Source organism: Streptomyces sp. AC555_RSS877, assembly GCF_019049245.1.
In the GTDB taxonomy this organism is placed as follows: Bacteria; Actinomycetota; Actinomycetes; order Streptomycetales; family Streptomycetaceae; genus Streptomyces.
The window spans coordinates 1-21,715 of sequence record NZ_JAGMUK010000183.1 but is presented as its reverse complement, the minus strand read 5'-3'; the positions used below and the strand labels follow the sequence as shown (position 1 = coordinate 21,715).

Genomic DNA, 21,715 nt, shown 5'->3' with positions numbered 1-21,715 from the left:
CGCGGAGGGCCGACAACGGCGTGGCACCCGCACGCTCACCCGCTTACCCGTGGCGATGCGACACATGGCACAGCGACGGCGGCCGCGCGTCCCTACCGCCCTCGAAGGACCCGGGAGGAGGAACCCCTGTCATGACCGTGATCCTCGAGATCAACACCCTCGTCTGGCTGGGCGAGTTGAGTGAACGCCACGGGCGCCGCATCACGCTGGGCGAGGTGCCGGACCAGGTCTGGGACGAGATCGCGCGGCCCGGCATCGACACCGTCTGGCTGATGGGCGTCTGGGAGCGCAGCCCGGCCGGCCTCGCCATCGCCCTGCGGGACGAGACCCTGCTGGCGTCGTTCCGCGAGGCGCTGCCCGACGTCACCGAGGCGGACATCGCCGGATCGCCGTATTGCGTACGGAACTACGTCGTCGACGCCTCCCTCGGCGGCCCGGAGGGCCTGGCCACCGCCCGCGACCGACTGGCCGCCCGCGGCCTCCGACTGATCCTCGACCACGTCCCCAACCACGTGGCCCCCGACCATCCCTGGCTCACGGCCCACCCCGACCGCCTGATCCAGGGCACCGCGGACGACCTGGCCCGCGCGCCGGACGCCTTCGTCGAAGCCGGCGGCCGCAGCTACGCCCGGGGCCGTGACCCGTACTTCCCGCCCTGGCCGGACGTGGTCCAGGTGAACGCCTTCGCCGACGACCTGCGCTCGGCGACCGTGGACACACTGGTGTCCATCGGCGACCAGGCGGACGGCGTGCGCTGCGACATGGCGATGCTGATGATGAACGACGTCTTCGCCAGGACGTGGGGCGACCGGGCGGGGCCGGTTCCCGCCGAGGACTTCTGGCCGTACGTCATCCCGCGCGTGCGCGCACGCCACCCGGATCTCCTCTTCGTCGCTGAGGCGTACTGGGACCTCGAAGGGGCCCTCCAGCAGCAGGGCTTCGACCATTGCTACGACAAGCGGCTGTACGACCGCCTGTGCCACGAGAACGCCGGTTCCGTCCGCGCCCATCTAGGGGCTGGCCTCGCCTACCAGCACGGCCTCGTCCGCTTCCTCGAGAACCACGACGAGCCGAGGGCCGCCGCCACCCTGCCCGGCGTACGAGGCCAGGCGGCAGCCACCGCCGTCGCGACCCTCCCCGGTGCGACGCTCTGGCACGAGGGCCAGTTCGAGGGCCGCCGGGTACGCCCGCCGGTGTTCCTCTCCCGCAGACCGCAGGAACCGGTCGACGAGCCCCTGCGCGAGTTCTACGGCCGCCTGCCGCGGGTGGCGGCCGCCGTACGCCGAGGCGAGTGGCGGCCGTTGACCCCGGAGGCCCTGCCGGACAACGACACCCACCGTGACCTGCTGGCGTGGACCTGGGCGGACCAGGACACACGCCACGTGGTCGTCGTCAACCACTCCGACCGCCCGGCCCAGGCGCGGCTTCCCCTCCCGTGGGTCGACCTCCGAGGCGGCGAGCACCGCCTGACCGACCTCCTCACGGACCGGACGTACGACCGCGACGGCGACGAACTGACCGGTCCCGGCCTGTTCGTGGCCCTCGACCCGTGGGCCGGACATGTTCTGGCCGTGCCGGCTCGGGGGACCTCGTAACCGCTGGTCTCGCCACTGTCCGCGTCACTGTCCCCCTCACCGCATGGGCCGCGGAAAGGTCTTCAACGCCCCGGCGAGCCCCGCGGCGTCGGTGCCGACCTTGCGGTAGGCGGCGGACAGCAGTTGCCGTACGCCCTGCTCGGTGAGGCGCAGTTCCTTCGCGACCACCGCCACCGGGTGGCCCTGGGCCGTCATCTCGGCGGCTCGGCGTTCGTGGGCGGTGAGCGTGTCCGTCTGGCTGTAGCGCAGGGGGAGTGGGCGCATTCCGGCGGCGGAGAGTTCCTCCCTGGCCTTGGCGGCCACGGCCTCGGCACCGCAGTGGACGGCTGTCTCCAGGCCTCGGTAGAGGTGGTCGGCGGCTTCCTGGAGCCGGCTGTTCCGGGACAGCGCGGCGCCGTGGCCGACCAGGGCGCGGGACAGTTCGTAGGCGGCGGGGGACTGCTCAAGGTGTTGGACGGCCTGTGCGTGCAGGTCCAGGGCCGCGGGGCCGCCGGTGACCTCGGCCTGAACGTGCAGGGCCTGGCCGATCACGGACGCCGCGCCGAAGTCACGGGCCCGCTTGACGGCGTCCTCGGCGAGACGGACCGCCCGGTCGGGGGCGCTGGGGGCGACAGCGGACGCCAGGTCCAACTGCCAGGCACACCAGGACGGGTTGCGCCAGGCCCGTGCCTCCAGCCGCTCCCCGACGTCGGACAGCAGGCACTCGGCTTCCGAGCGCCGACCCTCGGCCAGCAGCAGTTCGGCGTACACCGTGCGCGGGTCGGGATAGATGACGGCGTTCGGGACGACCTCGCCGTAGTGGTACTGGTCGGCGAGGCGGCGGGCTGCGACGGCCCGGCCGCGGGCCAGCAGGATCTGGATCAGAATGCCGATGGCGAACCACTGGGCGGGTACGGCGCCTTCGACCCGGTCGGCGATGCGCAGGCCCTCCCGCCCGAGTTCCTCCGCCTCGGCCAGGCAGCCGCGGCGGTAGCGGATGTAGCCGAAGAGGGTCTGTCCGACGGCCAGGTGGGAGCCCCGCCAGCCCTTGCCCTCGCACTCGGCCATGCCCTTGATGAACAGCTCTTCGGCCCGCAGCGGCTGGTCGCAGTACATGAACGTGAGAGCGACCGAGACGGGTACCTCGAAGCCACGGTTCTCGTCGGTCCAGCTCATCCCGCCGCGCAGAGCGTCCTCGGCACAGGTGAGGACGGTCCGGCGCGGTTCACCACGCACCAGCGCGTCCCATGCCCGCAGGCCCAGGATGTAGCGCTCCTCCAGTCCGCGCCCGGGCAACTTCTCGGCCAGGCGTGCCAGCCGGCGGGAGCGGGCGGGAGAGTCGGGCTCGTCCATGCGGAACGCGCTCCACACGAAGTGGTCGGCCTGCATCCGCAGCCGCGTCCGCGGGTTGGTCGCCTGCCGTGCCTCGTCGGCCGCCACGGTCGCGGCCTCGGCCAGTCGGTCGGTGTGGGCCAGGGCCTGGGCCAGCCGGTAGACGATGGAGGCACGGAGGTCGGGGTCGACTCCGGGCTCCGTCAGTGCCTCCCGGAGATAGCCGACCGTGGCCGTGGGTTCGATGAGAAAGGTCGAGCACGCGAGTTCGTGGAGGAGTACGGCCCGGTCCTCAGCGGGAGGCGGCTCCCGCAGGGCTCGGCTCAGGGCACGTCGGGCCGCCTCCGGGGCCCCGGCCCGAAGGTACTCACTGGCGGCCGCCCGCAGGCATTCCACCGCCTCGGGCCTGCCGTCACAGGGAACTTCCAGCAGGTGCCGGGCCGCGGCGGTGGGGCCGAGCCCGGCGGCGCGGACGGCCTCCGCGGCCGCGTTGTGCAGACCTACCCGCAGGCCGGACGGGATGGCCCGGTAGATGGTCGTGGCGATCAGCGGGTGGACGAATTCGAGCCCGCCCCCTGGGCCCTGGTCGTGTGCCAGGATCCGGGCCGCGCGCAGCCGCTCCGTGGCCTCGGCGGCCTCCTCGACGCCGATCACCGCGAGGTCCGCGGCGAGCTCCGGTGAGAAGGACCCGCCGAGCACGGCAGCGGCCCAGGCGTAGCGGACGGTGGCCGTACCGAGCCGTTGGAGGCGATCGAGCAGTCCGGGGCCCTTGACGGCCGCTGCGAGATCTCGCATCAGGGGCAACTCGTGCAGCATGCCCCGGACGTGCCGCTCAGCGAGCCGGAAGGCGAGTTCGACGGTCTCGAACGGGCTCCCACTGGTGACCGTCCAGCACTCGTCGCAGAAGTCGTCCTCGGCCTGCTCTCCCACCTTGTCCCTGATGATCCGCGCGACGGCGTCGGCACTCAGCGGCCCCAGGGCATGGGGGCGGTTCCCGTGGCGTTCGAAGACCGTGCGAATGGCATGCGCCTCGGGCGGCATGTCGTCGGGCCGATAGGCGGCGACGATCAGCAGGGGGACATCGGCGGCCCGCGGCGCGAAGGAGGCGAGCCAGCTCAGGGACTCGGCATCGGCCCAGTGCAGGTCGTCCACGAGCAGTACGACGGGCGCCTTCTTCACCGCCAGACGGGTCATGACCCAGTCGAGGCCGTCGCGCACTCCTGTCGGGTCCGGCACGTGGGAGGTGTCGCTCGCCTCGAGGCCGAGCGCGACCGCGACGATGTCGTACCAACTCCCCAGGAACGAGCGAAGCTCCGTGTCGTCCATCGTGGCCAGGGCAGGCTGCAGGAGTTGGCGCACCACGCGGAACGCCAGCCCCTGCTCGTTCTCGCCACCCTTGCCGGAGAGCACCGTGCAGCCGTGCGCGACGGCGCGGGCACGTGCCGCGGCGACGAGGGTGGTCTTCCCCATGCCGGCCGGACCGGCGAAGACGAGGAGTTCGCTGGACGGCGTGCGCGGCACACCCTCGGCCGCTTCGCGCAGCTCGGTCAATGCGCAGTCGAGCGCTCGCAATTCCCGATGGCGTTCGAGCAGAGGACGGTACTCGGTGAGGGATTGCCGCAGCCCAGGCGCCATGTGCGCTACCGCTTCCTGTCGTTGATCCGCGGAGGACGGCGCCGAGCGTACGCCCTCAAATACACGCGGCGGTCGGGTTCGCACAGCAGAACGGCATTGCGAGTGAACTATCCACGGCAGAGCTCCGAGTGTCCGTCCCTCGGGTATTATGTCCGGCTCACCTTCATGGAACGGCATACGCGTCCGAGGTGTCCGCGTAGCGCGGCACCGTGCGGGACCAGTAGTAACAGCCGCGAATCCAGCCGATCATGCCGTCCAGATAACCGACGCCGGCGGGACTCAAGTCCAGCCTGACTTCCTCGTGGAGCGACTCGAACTCGCAGATCGTGCTGTTGATCAGCCGGATGGCCAGCATGACGGCGGTCGGCAGCGGGCAGCGGTGCAGCCGCTGCCGGGCGAGGGCGACATTGATGACTCCCCCCGCCCGCTGCTCCTTGACCGCGGAAAACAGGTCGGCCGTCCACACGGCGGCGTCGACCGAAAGGCGGTTCAGCCGCCGTACGCCGGGGTGGTGGAGGTCATGGAGGGTGAGTTCGCGGTGCTGCGCCGCCTCGTACAGGGGATAGAACGGCTCGATGCCCGCGGTGAGCGAACGGATCGAGCCGCACAGCCCTGCCCCCAGGGGCACGGAGTCGCTCTGTGCCACCGCCTCGTACAACAGCCCGTGCACGTACTCACGGCTGTTCCACGCCCAGCGGGCCGCCTGCGCGGGAGTGCACCACTGCCGGACCTGTCGGTGGAGGTCGGCGAGGGCGGCCCCGAGAGTCGTGCTGGGGGGCCGGCCGTCCCTGAGGATCTCCACGCTCTCGGTCAGCATGGGCAGCAGCCGGCCCGGCTGTCGGCGGCCGACCTCTTCGGCCCGGTCGTCGAAGATGAACTGGTAGGCGATCTGGTTGGCGACGATCTGGAGGAGGTCGGCGTCCATGGACGGGCTGTTGTGTGCCGCGAGCTGGGCGGGGCGCGTGGCGGTGATCATGGCCGCCACCTCCGGGTCGTCGGTCAGCCCCCAGGCGCGCAGCCAGGTGTCGACGCCCGCCGCCGCCTCGGCGGCGTGGCGATTGCTCTGGAACGGGAAGGGCATGTACAGGTGGGCGTCGATCAGATCCCTGAGGCTGCCGGTCGTGATCACGTCCTGCGGAACCGCTGCGATTTCCTCATGCGTCGTCGACACCGTTGTCACCTGCCGTTCGGGGGTCCTGTACGCGGGCTGCTGCGGTCGCTCGGGGAGCGAGGGATCGTGCACGGGGCGTCGAGCCGGCCGGTGCGTGCGCACGCGGCTGGCACGTCATCACCAGTGAGCGCGGCCCCAACGTCGCTGCCGGGCGCAGCCGTTCGGCGTATCCGGGCAGGTGGCGCAGCCGCCAGCGGCCGGCGATGGTCGCGAGGGCCAGCGTGGCCTCCGCCATGGCGAAGGTGTCGCCGATGCACTTCCGGCTGCCCGCGGCGAAGGGTTGCATCGCGCCGCGCGGATCGGCGGTGGCCCGCTCCCGGAGCCAGCGCTCGGGAAGGAAACGCTCGGGTTCGGGGAACGAGGCGGGGTCGTGGTGCAACAGGTAGGGGCTGTACAGAACGGTGGTTCCGAGGGGGAGCCGGTGCCCGGCGAGCGTCGTCTCCCGGGTGGTGACGCGCGTGAAGAGCCAGCCGGGCGGTCGGTGCCGCAGGGTCTCGGCGACGACGCACCGGGTGTAGGTGAGCCGCGGCAGCGCGTCGTGGCCGGGCCGTCGCCGGCCGGCGGTTACGGCGTCGACCTCGGCATGCAGGCGACGTTCCGCCTCGGGATGCCGGGCCAGCAGATCGAAAGCGGAGGCCAGGCACAGGGCGGTGCTCTCGGCTCCGGCGAGCAGCAGTGTGACGAGCTGGTCGTGCACCTCCTGTTCGGTGACCTCTGATGATCCGTCGCGTGCGGCGGCCAGGAGCGTTTCGAGTACGTCGTCCCGGTCGTCGTCCGGGCCGCGGCGCCGGCGCTCCGCGACAACCTCGCCGACGATCGCGTGCACCCGGGCGACCGCCCGCCTGTAGCGCAGGTTCGCGGGAGTCGGGACGCGGAACAGAGCGTCGACCGGCACGGCCGTGCGGACGAACAGGCCCCGGACGATGACGGCGAGACGGTCGCCCACCTCGGCCGCCGCGGCGGCGCCGAGCGAGTCGGAGAAGAGGACGTGGTTCATCACCCGGGTCGTCAGGGCCATCGTCGCCGCACTGACGTCGACCTGGTCCCCGGCCCGCCAGTCGCGGCACGTCAACTCCGCTTGCCGGCCCAGCATGTCCGTGTGGTCGGCAACCCGGGAGGGACGGAAGTCGGGTTGCAGCAGCCTGCGTTGGCGTCGGTGCGTGTCCTTGCCACACGTCACCAGCCCGTTGCCCATCAGCGGCCGCAGCCTGTTGTACAGCGGTCCCCCCTTGTCGAAGGTCCGCGGGTCCATGAGGACCTGGTGGGCCACTTCGGGGTGGCACGCCATCCAGGCGCGGAGCGGGCCCAGACGTACTTCGACCAGATCACCGCGGGCCGGCAGGGAATTCAGGAAATCCAGCGGCCGACGGAACAAGGCGATAGAGTGGCCGATGGACGGGAATATGCCCGGAGCAGTACCCACGGTCCATGCTCGTTCTGTCTGAGGTACGGCATTGCTCATCGAATACCACCTGTCTCAGTCGACGCGCGAAAGTCGGTGGTCGATCCACCGACTTGGCGTTCGAGACATGTCCTGCCCAGTCCAAGCTGCTGACGGTGCCCCGAATCCCCTGTACGCGGGGGCGCACAGGAGCACGAAGACGCATTGAGCAAGCGACCTTGGGTGTGCAATACACCCAAGAATTGTCGCCTTCTGTCACTCAGGCGTCTTTCGTGCTCCTTTTTCGCATGCGGCGAATCCGAAGGGAATGGACGGGCCGGGCAATCAGAGGTGGGGATCGGGGTTGAACACCGGGTGATAGCTCTCCGGCGGCGCGAGATAGGTGGCGGGCAGGCCGCCGGTGTCGACGACGATCTGGTCCACCGCGATCGCGGGGTCGACCATGAAGAGCCGCAGGACGTGTTCGCCGGGTTCGGTGACGGTGATGGTGGCGGTCAGCTTCTCGATACCCTCCTCCACGTTGCGGGCCCAGGCGTCGCCGCGGTTGCCGGTGGCGACGGACTGTCCGGACAGCACGGTGACCGGCTGGTCGTCGAGGGCGACGGCGATCCGGCGGTGACCGCGTTCGTCCAGGGAGGGCAGCCGGAAGACGGTGACCGGGAAGCTCCCGGCGCTCGCGAAGCGCACCCGGTACCTCAACTCCGGCGCCCGGGCGGCGAAGTCCTCGGTGACCGGGGCGGCCGTCGACGGCACCGCCTCCATCGCGCCGGTACGGCGGCCCAGCCCGCGCACGGTCCGCCAGCGGGATCCGCCGCGCGCCACCCGGTGCTGGAAGTGCACGGCGTCGATCGACACGTATCCGTGCGCCTCGACGAACCCACGGGCCCGACGGCGTGCCCGCTCCCCGTCGTTGACCACCCGCAACGGCACCTCGACACGCTGCCCCGCACCGGTGACGACGACCGTGGACTCCTGCGCCCCCTCGGGAACGCGCGCCCAGTCGATCTCCACCCACACCCGGGTCTGCTCGGTGATCGAGCCGCCCGTCGTGCTCAGCCGGACCCACGGGTGACCGGTCTCGGCCGCCCAGTCCACGCTCAGGAAACCGGTGTTGAAGACGTCCAGGAAACGCCGGCCGCGGGTGTAGGAGGAGAAGGAAAGCGGCCGGTCCACCCCGGCCTCGTTCCCCTCGGCCGCCACCCCGAGCCCCGAGGTCTCCTTCCGGGCGACCCTGGTGACGGCCGGACGGCCCGGCGCCTTCGGGATCTGGGAGGGGTACGGATTGACGATCCCGTCCCACTTCCCGCCCGCCACCTCGGTGTTGTACCGCTTGGTGATCGCCGCTTCCTCGGCATGGGCGGCCTCGGCCAGGTCCGCGAAGCGGTTCGCGCCGGCCCCCCGCCCCTGCCGGACCGCGAGCGCGTTGCGGTCCGCCCAGTAGTACTTCAGGTTCATCAAGTACGCCCCGTGCACCGGGTACTCGACCAGCTCGTAGTAGGCGTCCCGGTAGGCCTCGGGCAACTTGGCGCCCAGGGCCCGGGCGCGCTCCAGCAGCCGGCCGTAGGCGTCCGTCCGGCGTCCGGCCTCGTCACCGTGGTGGATGACGGAGAACATGCCGCGGTCGATGAACTCCGGGCGCCGCTCGGCGGCGAGCCGGTAGTACTCCGTACGGATCGCGGCGATCTCCGGTCCGTGGCGGCGCCCGAACTGCCGCCCGGCCCACTCGGCCACGAAGTCCTCGACCTCGTCGGCGTCCCACCGGTCCACGTCCCAGGCCATGTCCATGGAGAAGGACAGCCCGGTCTCGATCGACTTCACGTCACCGACGTTGAAGATCCACATCCGGTCGACGCCGTGCTCGTACACCCGGCGCAACTCCTGCCACACCTTGGACAGTTGGGTGGTGTCCAGCCACAGATAGCTGCGCGGGCGGCCCCAGTAGGAGAGGTGGTAGTAGATGCCGTTGCCGCCCGCGCGGACGCGCTCCGCCTCGTTCGGCAGCTGGCGCATGTTGCCGTGGTTGTCGTCCGGCCAGATCAGCGTCACGTCGTCGGGGACCCGCACGCCCGCGTTGTACAGGTCCAGGACCTCCTTGTACGGAATGAAGATCTGCGGCTCGGCCGCCGCGCCGACCTCCTCGGCCAGGATCCGGCGCTGGTCCGCGATGATGTCGTTCATCACCACGACCTTCTCCGGAATGGTCGTCGCGTGCTTCGTCTCCAGCGCGGAGTCGTGCAGCCCGCGCATGCCGAGCGTCCAACTGCTCTCGTACGACGCGTTCTGCCGCGCTCTGGCTCTCCAGTAGTCGGAGATGACACCCGGGTTGACCGTGTAGTCGTACAGGGGCAGGGTGCCGTCCGCGCCGGGATGCTCCTTCGCCCACGGCTCCCACTCGTGGACACCGTTGCGCAGCAGCGCCTCCGGGTGACTGGAGCCGACGACGATGCCGTAGCTGTCGGCGAGTTGGGGATTCTCGCGGTGCTTGTTGAAGAAGTCGGAGTACGGATGCATGGCCGGCCACAGGTAGTTGGCCTTCAGGCGCAGCAGCAGTTCGAAGACGTGTTTGTACGTCTCGGGGCCGATGTTCTTGTCCGGCTCCTGGGTGCGACGCGACCACGTGGTGAGGTTCTGCTCGTCGTTGATGAAAATGCCCCGATAGCGGACGGAGGGTTCACGCCGTTTGAGGGGTTCCGCCGGCACCGTCACGGTGTCGCGGCGTACGACGGGCACGTCGGCCCACCAGTACCAGGGCGAGACGCCGATACGCTCCGAGGTGTCGTACACGCCGTAGACGGTGCCGCGCCGGTCGCTGCCCGCGATCACCAGGGCGCGGTCCACTCCCGGTAAGGGGCGCTCCACCACCTGGGTCACCGACGCCTCCCAGCGCCCCTTCACCCCGGACACGTCCAGACGCCGGTCCGCGACGAGCCGGTCGATGACGGGACTGGCGCCGAGCGTGCCCACCAGGACCAGGTGCGTCGCCCGTTCGGGCAGGGAGTGCAGCAACCGCGGCCGTACGCCGCTGACCCGTTCGATGTCGGCGGGCAGGTCCCCGGCCGCGCGGACCACGGCATGGTCGTCCGCCGCGTCCACGAACACGTCCGCGGCGACGCCGCCCTGGACGAGGGGGAAGGCCGGGCGGTGCGAGGGGGCGGCCTCGGCGGCCCGGGCGGTCGTGGGAAGAACCCCCGGGAGCAGCGGGGCGACCCCGGCAGCCGTCATTCCACGCAGGAACGACTTGCGGGTCCATGACTGCGAGGAACCCTGCGGTTCGTTGTGCGGCACGAGACGCTTCCTTTCCGCCCCGGGCACCCTCGGCGGCTCCTCGTGCGGACCGTCCGGCGGGGCTGGGCGCAGGGGCTGGGGAGTAGGCCGAAGAGCGACGGAAGTGGAACGCTTGCGCGGTCATGCGCGGGTGGGCAAGCGATTAGAAAGCGCTTGCTGTCGCACCTTAGGTCAGGGCCGGACGAGGCGTCCAGAGTCGTGCGTGACCGGAGTGCCGACGGGGGAGCGGACAGGCGTGTGAGGCGCCAGGGGTGCCGGGGCGTCGGCTGGATGCGACCGGCATTGTTGCTGCCGCACTCGTCGGCGGGTGCGGCAGGTGCGGCGGGTGTGGCGATGCTGGCCTTGCTGCGGCCGGTCCTGCGTCCTGCGTCTGCGTCCTTGCGGACGTTCAGGCGGGCCGTACTGCGCCGCGGATCGCCGACTCCCCTGCGTAGAAGACGGATTCCTCGCGGATGTACGCCCCCGGGCCCGGCGCGTGGATCATCGTGCCGTTGCCGATGTAGAGGCCGACGTGGCTGAGGTCGTCGTAGAAGAAGACCAGGTCGCCGACGCGCGTGTCGGCAAGGGGCACCAGCGTGCCGGAGGCCGCCTGGGCGAGTGTGGCGCGAGGAAGGGCGACGCCGGCGGCCCGCCAGGCGGCCTGGATGAGGCCGGCGTTGTCGTACGACCCCGGGCCGGCCGCGCCCCAGACGCACGGCTTGCCGATCTGGGCGCGGGCGAAGGCGAGCGCGCGGGAGGCCTTGGGTTCGTGGGCCGGGGCTTCCGGTGCCTGGGTGAGACCGACCGGTGCCGGTGCCGGTGCCAGTGCCGATGCCGGTGCCGGTGCTGCGGGGGCGAGGGGGATGCCCGCGCCGGAGGTGCCGTCCGTCTGGAACGGCGCGGTCGTGGGGAAGGGCGCGGTGGTGCCGAAGGGCGGCTGTGCGGTGGTGGGTGCGGCCGTGGCGGCGGGGGTGGCGAACGTGAGGGACGCGTCCGAGGGCAGCGGCGTGTTCGGGGGGAGCGGAGCGGCCGTGGTGGGGGGCGCCATGGCGATGGACGCGTCCATGGAGGGCGACGCGTCCACCAGGGGCGAGTTCGTGGCGAGGGGTGTGTTGGTGGTGAGCTGAGCGCCCATGGGGGGAGGCGTCGCCGTGGCGGTGAACGGGTCCGTGGCCGGCGGCGTTTCCATGGCGAAGGGCGTTCCCGCGTCGAAGGACGTGCCTGCGCCGAAGGATGTGTTCGGGGTCAGGGGTGCGCCCGTGGCGGTGAACGGGTCCGTGGCCGGCGGCGTTTCCATGGCGAAGGGCGTTCCCGCGTCGAAGGACGTGCCTGCGCCGAAGGATGTGTTCGGGGTCAGGGGTGCGCCCGTGGCGGTGAACGGGTCCGTGGCCGGCGGTGTCTCCATGGCGAAGGACGTGCCCGTGGTGAGCGGCGAGTCCATGACGAGGGACGTTTCCGTGGCGAGCGGCGCGGCCATGCTGGTGGCGGTCGGCTGCTGTTGCTGCCAGAGCGGGTCGGGGTCGAGGCGGGTCTCCGGGGCCGGGGCGGGCCATATGTCCTCGGCCGGGCCGGACTCGATCGCCGTGAGCGACGTGCTCGGCTGGGCTGCCTGAGCGGTGCGCGTGGTCAGCAGGTCGCGAGCTGTAACGAGTTGGCGCTGGATGCGTTCCTTCGAGGTCCGCAGCGAGGACTGCCCCGACTCGGCCGCGGCGGCGGGCAGTGCCCTGGGAGCCGCCTGCTGCCCGGCGTCCGACTGCGCCACCGGCGCGGACGGCAGCGCCGGTGTGGACCCGGCGGTCAGCTCCGGGGCGGAGCGGTCGGCTGCCGCCTGGGCGGGGATGCTGGGGGCGGCCACCGGGCGCGCGGGACGGGCGGCGGCCGGTGGGGCCTGCCTCCGGTCGGTCGGAAGGGCTGCCGGAACGGTCGGCCCCAGCTTGGCCCGTGCCACGTCGAACCACTGCCGGGCGACGTCGGTGATGGCGGGATCGGCCTGCCTGCGCGGGGCGTCGTCGGTCCGGGCGTCGACGCGTCCGCGGTCGGTGACCGGAGCCGCTCCCCCTCGCCCGGTGTCGGCGGGCGAACCGGCGCGTTGGCGGGGGATCGCCGCCGCGCGGGTCGCGTTGAAGGTCCCGGTGTCGCTCTCGGCCCGGTTGTAGAGGTTGTCGACCCGCTGCCGGACCTCTTCGCGGCTCGGTCCGTCGTCTCCGGTCGCGGGAGTGGCGCTCGCGGTCTGGGAGAGGAGGGCCACGGAGGTGAGAGCCGCCGTGGCGAGTGCGGAGTTGCGCATGCCCGGGAGATTGATCCCTCCGGGTCGCGGGGTTCGCTCCGGCGCCATGGAAGACGTACTCCTTCCGTAACCCGTGCCCGAACTCCGCTAGCCGAAGCGGCTGGTGGGCCCGGTCAGAGGGTGACTCGACCAAGAAACGCGCGACACGGCGGGGTTCGCCAAAGGAAGTCGTGCGGTCAGGCGGCCAACTTAACCAACTTGTGTGACTGGTGTGAAGATTGAAGGGTGAAATGCCCGATACGTAACTGTGACCTTCGTCGTGTTGCTCCGACGGGCCTCCGACGGACCTGCGGCGGTGCGTGAACCCGTTCCGGCCGGGTCGCGCCCCTGACGCGACGCCGGTCAGCGCGCGGCCCGCTGCCCCTGCCAGGCCTCGTAGTGGTCCAGCACCGTCTGCTCGACCGGGCGGTAGCTGACGCCGAGTTCGCGCACGCTCCTGCTGTTGTCCACCCGGAAGCGGATGCCGAGGTGCGCCCGGATGTACTCCTGGGTCAGGCCGAAGGCGGGGCCGAGGACGCGCACCGGCCAGTGCGGGAGCGCGGTGCGCGGCAGGCGCACGGCACGGGGGTGCCGCGCCCGGATGATGCGGGACATCTCGTGGAACGACGTCATCGTCTCGGCCGCGACGATGTAACGCCCTTTCGCGTCGGGGTTCTCGGCCGCCGCGATGTGCGCGTCGGCCACCTCCCGTACGTCGGCCGTGGTGAAGGCGAAGTCCGGTGCTCCGTAGAAGAAGTAGCCCTTGAACAGTTCCTCCAGCAGGAAGAGGCTGCCGGACTCCGACGCGGGGGAGAGGGAAGGGCCCAGGATCAGGCCGGGGTTGACGGAGACCATGCGCCAGCGGTCCTGGGCGGCCTCCGCCTCCCACGCCGCGCGTTCCGCGACCGTCTTCGCGTAGTGGTAGGGGTTGTTCCGCACCGTGCTGGTGGTGTTGAAGTACTTCTCCGAGAGCACCTGGCCGTCCATGGCCAGCACGTCGGCGTAGTCGCCGAAGATGGCGCCGACGGTGGAGGTGAAGACCAGTCGCTCGACCGTCGGCGTTCTCTCCAGGCTCGCCAGCACGTTGCGGGTGCCGAGCAGGGCCGGGTCCACCATGTCCCGTCGGCCGTCCTTGATCTTCTCCGGCATGAGGAACGGCGACGCCACATGGAAGACCACCCGGCAGCCGCGGATCGCGTCGTCGAAGGACCCCTCGCGCAGCAGGTCCGCCTCGAACAGGTCCAGCAGGCCCGGGAACTCCTCCTGCATCTCCCGCAGCGGCCTGACCTTCACCGTGTGTGCGAGGCTCCGCACGGTGGTGCGCACCGCGTAGCCACGCTCCAACAGCCGTCGGACCAGATGACTGCCGACAAAACCACTGCCGCCGGTCACCGCGACGACCGTCGCCCCGCCTTTGCCCACGCCTCACTCCTCAGTCCCGCTCACCGGTACCCCCGGGGGCACGCGATCCGTGCCCCCGGCCAGAGTCGGGCATGCCCTTCCGGAAGGGAACATCAATGGCCGAGTTGTGATCGTTGTCGGTGGCTCCGGGAGGGCATGTGGGTGTGCGGTGGGTGTTCTGTCCTGTTGTCGGCGTCAGAGCCGCGGCCCTTGCTCGGGGTGTCTCTGGTCCTCGGCACCTCTGCGGGCCGCCTCGGGCCGGTGGATGCCGCGGGGGTGGTAGCCGAGTTCGTCGGAGCGGCCCAGCAGGTCGGCCAGGAGCCAGATGATGGCCAGCCACATCTCGGTGCCCTGGAGGCCCGGTTCCGGGCCCGGGCCCGCCGTGCCCGGGCCGAAGCCGAAACCACGGCCGTCCCGCCATCGGGGGAGGGCGAGGGCCAGCTGCCGCTCGGCCCAGGCGCGGATCTCGGCGGTGCGGTAGCCGGCGGCCCCGGAGCCCGTCCCGAGCTGCCGTGTGCACAGCCACAAGGGGTGGGCGACGTCCAGCACATTGCAGGCGTTCTCCTGGCCCGCCCCGAAGTACCGGGTGTCCCGGGCGTGGTCCAGGACGGCGTCCACGACCCGCTCCGGGTGTGGCACGGGCAGTCCGAACTGGGCGAACGACCCGCGCGTCAGTCGGTAGTAGCCGTTGACCACCTGCAACCGCCCGGCGCCGGGTGAGGGGACGCCCCACATCCCCGTCCAGGGGTCGGCGCGGGTGAGCAGCCAGCCGAACAGCGCCTCCAGCGCTCCGGGCTGCGTTCCGCCGCCGTGAGGGCGCCGCAGGTTCCCGTGGGCGGCCGTGGCCCAGGCGTCGATCCAGGCTCCGGCGCCCCAGGCGTTGTCCCGCCAGGGCAACTCGTCCAGTCGTGCGACGAGTTGTGAGGCCGTCATGTGCTGGACGCCGCGCACCGGATGGGGGAGGGCCACGCCCAGCAGGTTCAGCGCGTAGCCGACGCACAGGACGTGGTAGAGCGCCGCTCCCTCGCTGGGAAAGCCGTCGTCCGGCAGGGACGCGCCGAACTCGGGCACCAACCCGGTTGCCGGGTCCTGGAGCGCGGCCAGGCGCCCGCTGTGCTCGTCGGTCGTCAACTGCCCCGGGGCGGCGCCCAGCAGCAGGTCGGCGATCTCCACGGCGTCGCAGTGCGCCCGGACGGTGGGCGCGGCGCCGGGACGGTCGACGTACCGCTCGCCGTCCCAGCAGCGGGCCAGCAGGTCGGGAGCCTGGGCGCGGGCGGTGTCGGCGATGCGGCTGAGATCCGTGCCGCCCGCAGGGGCCGGCGCGGTGTCCCGGCGGTCACGGATCGGGCGGGCCGGATTCCCCGCGGCCACCGTCCACGCCGGAAGGTCCTTCGTGACGACCGCTCCCGCGCCGATCACACAGTGGTCGCCGAGGGTCACGCCGTCCACCACGACCACGTGCGAGCCGATCCACACGTCGTCCCCGACCTTGATCCCCCTGCTGGTGAGCGGTTGCCGGTGGACCGGCCGGTCGGGGTCCATGGAGTGGTTGAAGCCGAGCAGCGAGGTGTGGGCCCCGATCCGTACACCGTCACCCAGTGACACGGCACCTCGCACGGTGGTGAACGGGTTCAGCGTGCAGTCCGCGCCGGCGGCCAACTCCCCGGTGACATAGGCGTGGGCGGCGATGTACGAGCCGGCCCCGAGCCGCAGCCGGTCCGGGAACACGGCAGCCGACTCGGCGACGTAGCACCGCTCGCCGATCTCGACGTCCCCGCCGATCGCCCGCTGCCGTTTCCGCTGGGCGAGGCGCTGCTCCTCGGTCGCCTCCGCCGCGAACAGCCAGGGGCAGTGGTCGAAGTGCCGTACGGACGGCTCCTGGTGATCCATGGGCCGTACGCTAAGCGTCCCGGTATCTCACCGGAAGGGCTCGTGAGTCTCACCGGTCCGGCAGCCCACCCGGCCTGACCAGCCCCGTCTCATACGCCAGGACGACGGCCTGGGCGCGGTCGCGCAGGGCCAGCTTGGCGAAGATGCGGGCCACGTGCGACTTCACCGTGGCCTCGCTCAGGGTCAGCTCGGCGGCGAGCTCGGTGTTGGACAGGCCGCGGCCCAGCAGGGTCAGGACCTCCAGTTCGCGAGGCGTCAGGGCGGCGAGATCCGCGGGCGCCACGCCGGGACGGTCGCCGTGCGAGGCGAAGCGCTCCACCAGGCGCCGGGTGATGGACGGGGCCAGCAGGGCGTCACCCGTGTCGACCAGCCGTACGGCCGCCGCCAGGTGTTCCGGGGTGACGTCCTTCAGCAGGAAGCCGCTGGCCCCGACGGACAGCGCGGTGTAGACATAGCGGTCCAGGTCGAAGGTGGTCAGCATCAGCACCCGGCAGTGCGGGGCGTGTGCCAGGATGCGGCGCGTGGCCTCCAGACCGTCCATGTTCGGCATGCGGATGTCCATCAGCACGACGTCCGGGCCGAGTTCGCGGGCCATGGCCACCGCCTCGGCGCCGTCGGCCGCCTCGCCGACCACCTCGATGCCCCGCGCGTTCAGGATCAGCCGGAAGCCGGTGCGGATCAGGTTCTGGTCGTCGGCGATGAGCACGCGGGGTGTCCGCTCGGCCGTCGTCACGGGCGGTCCAGGGGGATGCGCGCCCGGACCCGGTAGCCGCCGCCGAGCCGGCGCCGGGCGTCCAGGTCGCCGCCGTAGACCGCGACCCGCTCGCGCAGGCCGAGCAGTCCGCGTCCCGTGCCGTCCCGGTGCCGGGGTGCCGTCCGCGCGGGCGCCGCGCCGGTCAGGACGCTCGGGCCGGTGTTCAGCACCTCCACCCGCAGCGCGTGGGCCGCGTACCGTACGGTGACCTCGGCCTTGCCGCCGTCGCCGTGTCTGAGCGCGTTGGTCAGCGCCTCCTGGACGATCCGGTACGCGGTCACGTCGATGCCCTGCGGCAGCGGGCGCGGTTCCCCGGCGATCCGTACCTCGACGGGCAGTCCGGCGAAGGAGACCCGGTCGACGAGCGGACCGAGCCGGTCGAGGCCGGGCTGCGGAGCCAGCTCCACCGGGTCACCGCCGTCGCCGACGGGGCCGGGATCCACGTCCTCGCCGCTCGCCGACGGCGCCAACAGCCCCAGCAGATGCCGTAGATCGGTCATCGCACCTCGTCCCGCGTCCTCCACCGCCCGCAGAGCCCCCTCGGCCTCCTCCGGCATCGTGCCCAGTACCTCGCGGGCCGCCCCGGCCTGCACCACCATCAGGCTGACGTTGTGGCTGACGATGTCGTGCAACTCCCGGGCGATACGGTCGCGTTCGGCCGCGACGGCCGCCTGCGCCGCGCTTTCCCGCTCCCGCTCCAGCAGCCAGCCGCGCTCCCCGACCGCCGCCTGCCACCGGCGCCGCGTACGCCACAGCGCGACCGCCAGCCCGAAGGCCGCCGCGCACGCCACCCCAAGCGCCGCCATCAGCGCGTTCGTCTCCCCGTTCCCCACGGGCATCACCTTGGCAGACCGGCACGGGATCCGCATCAGCCTGTGGATCCAGGGCCCTGCATCTCCAGGATGAACGGGCGCCCGATGTGCCATCCGTGGAGGGATGTTCAGGCCGCCGTACCCTCCGTAGCGTCTTCCGCATGATCACTGAGGAGAGCACATGATCACTGGGGAGAACAGGGGAGAGGCCGTCGTACGACTCGGCGGAGTGCGCAAGGAGTACGGCGAGACGACCGCGCTGGACGGAGTGTCGCTGGAGATCCGGGCGGGGGAGTCGGTCGCCGTGATGGGGCCCTCGGGGTGCGGGAAGTCCACCTTCCTCAACATGATCGCCGGGTTGGACCGGCCGACCGGCGGCACGGTCGTCGTCCACGGCGAGAACGTGGGGGAGTTGAGCGAGAAGGGCCTCGCCCTGTACCGGCGCCGCCGCATCGGCATGATCTTCCAGTTCTTCAACCTCGTCGACGACCTGTCGGCGCTCGACAACGTCGCGCTGGCCGCGCAGCTGACCGGTACCCCGGCCCGGCAGGCCCGCCGCCGCGCCCTGGAGCTTTTCGAAGAACTCGGCATCGCGGACCGCCGAAACGCCTACCCGGCGGTGCTCAGCGGCGGTGAGCGCCAACGCGTGGCGGTGGCACGGGCCTTGATGAACCGTCCGGCGCTGCTGCTGGCCGATGAGCCGACCGGCGCCCTGGACAGCCGTGCCGGCGAGCAGGTGATGGACCTGCTCCTCGACCTCAACCAGATCGGCCAGACCCTGATCCTGGTGACCCACGACGAACACCTCGCCCGGCGTTGCGCCGGCCGGCTGGTCGAGTTCGCCGACGGCCGGGTCACCGGCGAGCACACCCTGGAGCCGTCCGCATGAGGGCGGTGTGGCGGGCCGCCCGCGCGGCGGTGCGGCGGCGCAGACTCCAGACCCTCGTCATCGCCCTGGTCACGCTGACCTCGGCGGCGGCGATCGTGGTGGCGCTCGGCCTGGTCGACGCGGCCTCGGCCCCCTTCGACAAGGCCTTCGGCAAGCAGCGCGGCGCGCATGTCGCCGCCGCCTTCGATCCCGCCAGGGTCTCGGACGCGGAGCTGGCGCGGACGGCCCGGCAACCCGGCGTCGAGGCCGCCGCCGGGCCCTTCGCCCAGGCCGCGGTCGAACTGCCGCGCGGGACCATGGACTTCGGCCTCGGCACCGACCTCACCGTCGTGGGCCGGGACGACCCGGCGGGCCCGGTGGGCCGGCTGGACCTGTGGGCGGGGCGCTGGGCCACCGGGCCGGGCGAGGTGGTCCTGAACCGGCAGTCCGACTGGACCGCCGACGACCTCGGCAAGAAGCTCCGGGTGCCCTCGGGCCCGGACCTCACCGTCGTCGGGTTCGCCTTCGACCTCGGCCGGACCGCGGACGCCTGGGTCGCCCCCGAGCAGATCGCGGCCCTGCACCCCACCGCCACGCAGATGCTCTTCCGCTTCACGGACGCCTCCTCGCAGGACCGGCTCCGCGCGAGCCTGGCCGCCGTCACCGACGGGCTGCCGCCGGGCGCGCTGACCACCTCGCAGTCGTACCTCACCCTCAAGCAGCAGATCGGCGGTTCGGCCCGCGCGTACACGCCCTACCTGATGGCCTTCGGCATCCTCGGCATCGTGGTGGCGGTGCTCATCGTCGCCAACGTCGTCAGCGGCGCGGTGATCTCCGGCTTCCGGCACATCGGCATCCTCAAGGCCCTCGGCTTCACCTCGGGACAGGTGCTCGCCGTGTACCTCACGATGATCTCCGTCCCCGCGGTCGCGGGCTGTGTCCTCGGCACCGTCGCCGGCAACCTCGTGGCCCGCCCCCTCTTCGAGTTCGTCTTCACGGGGCCGGACGCCGGGGTGTTCCACGACAGCGTGGGCATCGCGCCCTGGGTGAACGTCCTCGCCCTGCTCGGCATGCCCGGCGTATGCCTCCTCGCCGCGCTCGCCCCGGCGGCCCGCGCGCACCGGCTGCCCGCGGCGCGGGCGATCAGCGCGGGCAGCGCCCCGCGCGCAGGGCGCGCCCTGGGCATCCAGCGGCGGCTGGCGGGCAGCAGGCTGCCGCGCTCGGTGAGCCTGGGCGTCGGGCTGCCGTTCGCCCGGCCCGGGCGCAGTGCCCTCACCCTCGCCGCAGTCGTCCTGGGCGTGACCACCGTGACCTTCGCGACCGGCCTGGCCGCGTCGATGACGAGGTTCGGCGAGGCGGGCCGCGACGCCTTCCAGGTCACGGTGTACGTCGGCACGTACAAGGACGGCAAGGAGATCCGGCCGACGCACACCGACGCCGAACTCCAGTCACTGCTGCGGTCCTTGCCCGGTGCCGGCGAGGTCACCGCGCGGGCGGACGTCGAGGTGCGCATGGCCGGCTCCGCGCAGGAGGTGATGCTCGAAGGCCGCCGGGGCGACCGGCCACAGCTGGACAGCGTCCTGACCGACGGCCGGTGGATGCACCGGAGCGGCGAGATCGTCGCCGGCTCGGCCTTCCTGCGCCACAACGACCTGCGGGTCGGCGACCGCGTCCGTCTGGAGAAGGGCGACCGGTACCGGACGCTGGCGATCGTGGGGGAGTACATGCACAACGACCGTCGACTCGTCGTCACCGACCAGTCGACGCTGACCGCCCTGGCTCCCCAGGAGAAGCCCATCGCCTACCACGTCAAACTACGCGAGGGAGCCGACGCGGCCGCCTACGCCCGCGCGGCCCGGGCCGCCGACCCCGGGATCCGGCCGGACCCGGTCGGCGCCAACACCGTCACGCAGACCATCGTCGGCTCTGCGACGGCCCTCACGGTGATGCTCGCCGTGGTCGCCTCCCTCGGCGTCTTCAACACGGTCGTCCTCAACACCCGCGACCGCCGACGCGACCTCGGCATGCTCAAGTCCATCGGCATGACGCCACGGCAGGTCACGGCGATGACGGTGACCTCGATGGCGATGCTCGGCGCCCTCGGGACCGTGGTCGGCGTACCGCTGGGCATGCTCGGCCATGAGCTGGTCGTCCCGCGGATGGCGGAGGCCGTGGACATCACCCTGCCTTCGTACATGACGGACGTGTGGCAGGCGCCCGCGCTGCTCGCCCTGGCCCCGGCGGGTGTGGCGATCGCCGTCCTGGGTGCGTACGTCCCGGCGCGCGGAGCGGCACGGCTGACGGTCGCCGAGGTGCTGCACAACGAGTAGGCGGCCGGCTGCTCCGCCCCGCGTCTCGGAAACTCAGTCGGCGGCGACGTTCGAGGTGAGCAGGCGGAGCAGTTGCTTGGCCAGGGCGTCCTGCTCCGGGGTCAGGCCCATGGCGTCGCCGATGGCGAGCGGCACCGTACCCGCGCGGTCCCGGAGCCGGGCTCCTGCGTCGCTGAGGCGGATGGCGACCGAGCGCTCGTCGTCCGCCCGCCGCTCGCGGTGCAGCAGGCCGTTCGCCTCCAGGCGCTTCAGCAGGGGGGAGAGGGTGCTGGACTCCAGCTGGAGCGAGGCGCCCAGCTCACGTACCGATATCGAGTCCTGCTCCCACAGCACGAGCATGACCAGGTACTGCGGATAGGTCAGGCCCAGCTCGTCCAGCAGCGGCCGGTAGCGCGCGGTGACCGCACGGGAGGCGGCGTACAGCGCGAAGCAGAGCTGGTCGTCCAGGAGCAGCGACCCGTCGGCCGGTTCGGGGGCTGTGCTCACGGGTCGGCTCCTGATTCCTGTGCTGGTCATCTGTTCGCACCACCCTAGCGTTGAAGTCCAGTCGATAATATCGCGCCCTAATTAGTTGTGCACGACTGAATCGAGCGCTACTCTCCCTGTATGCCGCCTCTCCGGGCCGGGATCCTCCCGCCGGAGCCTGCCCGCGGCACCCGATCCGAGGAGATCGCCATGACCGAAACCCGCCCGGTCCTCGAGCCCGCCGCCCAGGCCTTCGTCGAGGCGACCGCGAATCCGCCGTACCTCTTCGACCTCCCGCCCGCGGAGGGCCGCAAGGCGGTCGACGAGGTGCAGTCCGGTGAGATCGGCAAGCCGGAGACCGACGAGGAGTGGATCACCGTCCAGGGCGGTCCGACGGGCAGTGTCCGGGCGCGGATCGTCAAGCCCGCCGGTGCCTCCGGCGCCCTGCCGGTCATCATCTACATCCACGGCGCGGGCTGGGTGTTCGGCAACGCCCACACCCACGACCGGCTGGTGCGCGAACTCGCCGTGGGCGCGGGGGCCGCCGTGGT

Annotated in this window: 14 protein-coding genes; 4 read left to right on the top strand and 10 right to left on the bottom strand. The window is 71.9% G+C overall.

Annotated elements, in window-relative coordinates:
* The first annotated feature begins 131 nt into the window (after positions 1 to 131).
* Complete coding sequence (locus KUM49_RS40385; RefSeq protein WP_217241917.1) at positions 132 to 1,595, top strand: alpha-amylase family glycosyl hydrolase; 1,464 nt, start codon at positions 132 to 134, stop codon at positions 1,593 to 1,595.
* Between the two features lie 36 nt (positions 1,596 to 1,631).
* On the opposite strand, the gene KUM49_RS40380 is transcribed toward KUM49_RS40385, so the two are convergent.
* The 9 genes from KUM49_RS40380 to KUM49_RS40340 form a co-directional block, all read right to left on the bottom strand.
* Positions 1,632 to 4,541 (bottom strand): AAA family ATPase, encoded by a 2,910-nt coding sequence (locus KUM49_RS40380; RefSeq protein WP_217241916.1) that lies wholly within the window; start codon positions 4,539 to 4,541, stop codon positions 1,632 to 1,634.
* Positions 4,542 to 4,704: 163 nt separating this feature from the next.
* On the bottom strand, positions 4,705 to 5,712 hold the full coding sequence (locus tag KUM49_RS40375; RefSeq protein ID WP_308406975.1) for a (-)-alpha-amorphene synthase: 1,008 nt from the start codon (positions 5,710 to 5,712) through the stop codon (positions 4,705 to 4,707).
* Complete coding sequence (locus KUM49_RS40370) at positions 5,696 to 7,087, bottom strand: cytochrome P450 (RefSeq protein WP_254402538.1); 1,392 nt, start codon at positions 7,085 to 7,087, stop codon at positions 5,696 to 5,698. The genes KUM49_RS40375 and KUM49_RS40370 overlap by 17 nt, the downstream gene beginning before the upstream one ends.
* A gap of 351 nt (positions 7,088 to 7,438) precedes the next feature.
* Positions 7,439 to 10,336: a glycosyl hydrolase 115 family protein gene (locus tag KUM49_RS40365; protein WP_217242148.1), complete on the bottom strand. Its 2,898-nt coding sequence runs from the start codon at positions 10,334 to 10,336 to the stop codon at positions 7,439 to 7,441.
* 451 nt (positions 10,337 to 10,787) lie between these two features.
* Positions 10,788 to 12,665 (bottom strand): NlpC/P60 family protein, encoded by a 1,878-nt coding sequence (locus KUM49_RS50470; protein ID WP_308406974.1) that lies wholly within the window; start codon positions 12,663 to 12,665, stop codon positions 10,788 to 10,790.
* A gap of 342 nt (positions 12,666 to 13,007) precedes the next feature.
* Positions 13,008 to 14,066, bottom strand: a complete 1,059-nt coding sequence (locus KUM49_RS40355; RefSeq protein WP_217241913.1) for an NAD-dependent epimerase/dehydratase family protein — start codon at positions 14,064 to 14,066, stop codon at positions 13,008 to 13,010.
* A 174-nt stretch (positions 14,067 to 14,240) separates the two neighbouring features.
* Positions 14,241 to 15,935 carry a DapH/DapD/GlmU-related protein gene (locus KUM49_RS40350; protein WP_217241912.1) on the bottom strand — a complete coding sequence of 565 codons (1,695 nt, stop codon included), beginning with the start codon at positions 15,933 to 15,935 and terminating at the stop codon, positions 14,241 to 14,243.
* A 49-nt stretch (positions 15,936 to 15,984) separates the two neighbouring features.
* On the bottom strand, positions 15,985 to 16,668 hold the full coding sequence (locus KUM49_RS40345; protein ID WP_217241911.1) for a response regulator transcription factor: 684 nt from the start codon (positions 16,666 to 16,668) through the stop codon (positions 15,985 to 15,987).
* On the bottom strand, positions 16,665 to 17,522 hold the full coding sequence (locus KUM49_RS40340) for a sensor histidine kinase (RefSeq protein WP_374200265.1): 858 nt from the start codon (positions 17,520 to 17,522) through the stop codon (positions 16,665 to 16,667). The genes KUM49_RS40345 and KUM49_RS40340 overlap by 4 nt, the downstream gene beginning before the upstream one ends.
* 160 nt (positions 17,523 to 17,682) lie before the next feature.
* Between KUM49_RS40340 and KUM49_RS40335 the strand changes: the two genes are divergently transcribed.
* Together KUM49_RS40335 and KUM49_RS40330 are read left to right on the top strand one after the other, a co-directional pair.
* On the top strand, positions 17,683 to 18,390 hold the full coding sequence (locus tag KUM49_RS40335) for an ABC transporter ATP-binding protein (RefSeq protein ID WP_217241909.1): 708 nt from the start codon (positions 17,683 to 17,685) through the stop codon (positions 18,388 to 18,390).
* On the top strand, positions 18,387 to 20,699 hold the full coding sequence (locus tag KUM49_RS40330; protein ID WP_217241908.1) for an ABC transporter permease: 2,313 nt from the start codon (positions 18,387 to 18,389) through the stop codon (positions 20,697 to 20,699). Before KUM49_RS40335 ends, KUM49_RS40330 begins: the two co-directional genes overlap by 4 nt.
* Positions 20,700 to 20,732: 33 nt before the next feature.
* On the opposite strand, the gene KUM49_RS40325 is transcribed toward KUM49_RS40330, so the two are convergent.
* Entirely contained in the window at positions 20,733 to 21,215 is a 483-nt protein-coding gene (locus tag KUM49_RS40325) for a MarR family winged helix-turn-helix transcriptional regulator (protein ID WP_217241907.1), read from the bottom strand.
* Positions 21,216 to 21,374: 159 nt separating this feature from the next.
* Here KUM49_RS40325 and KUM49_RS40320 point away from each other — a divergent pair.
* A partial coding sequence (locus KUM49_RS40320) for an alpha/beta hydrolase (protein WP_217241906.1) occupies positions 21,375 to 21,715 on the top strand: 341 nt, incomplete at its 3' end.

Bases quoted from the DNA above. Each gene is read 5' to 3' on its own strand.
- KUM49_RS40330 (WP_217241908.1), top strand. From the start codon at position 18,387: ATGAGGGCGGTGTGGCGGGCCGCCCGCGCGGCGGTGCGGCGGCGCAGA.
- KUM49_RS50470 (WP_308406974.1), bottom strand. From the start codon at position 12,665: ATGCGCAACTCCGCACTCGCCACGGCGGCTCTCACCTCCGTGGCCCTC.
- KUM49_RS40380 (WP_217241916.1), bottom strand. From the start codon at position 4,541: ATGGCGCCTGGGCTGCGGCAATCCCTCACCGAGTACCGTCCTCTGCTC.
- KUM49_RS40365 (WP_217242148.1), bottom strand. From the start codon at position 10,336: ATGACGGCTGCCGGGGTCGCCCCGCTGCTCCCGGGGGTTCTTCCCACG.
- KUM49_RS40335 (WP_217241909.1), top strand. From the start codon at position 17,683: ATGATCACTGGGGAGAACAGGGGAGAGGCCGTCGTACGACTCGGCGGA.
- KUM49_RS40325 (WP_217241907.1), bottom strand. From the start codon at position 21,215: ATGACCAGCACAGGAATCAGGAGCCGACCCGTGAGCACAGCCCCCGAA.
- KUM49_RS40385 (WP_217241917.1), top strand. From the start codon at position 132: ATGACCGTGATCCTCGAGATCAACACCCTCGTCTGGCTGGGCGAGTTG.
- KUM49_RS40350 (WP_217241912.1), bottom strand. From the start codon at position 15,935: ATGGATCACCAGGAGCCGTCCGTACGGCACTTCGACCACTGCCCCTGG.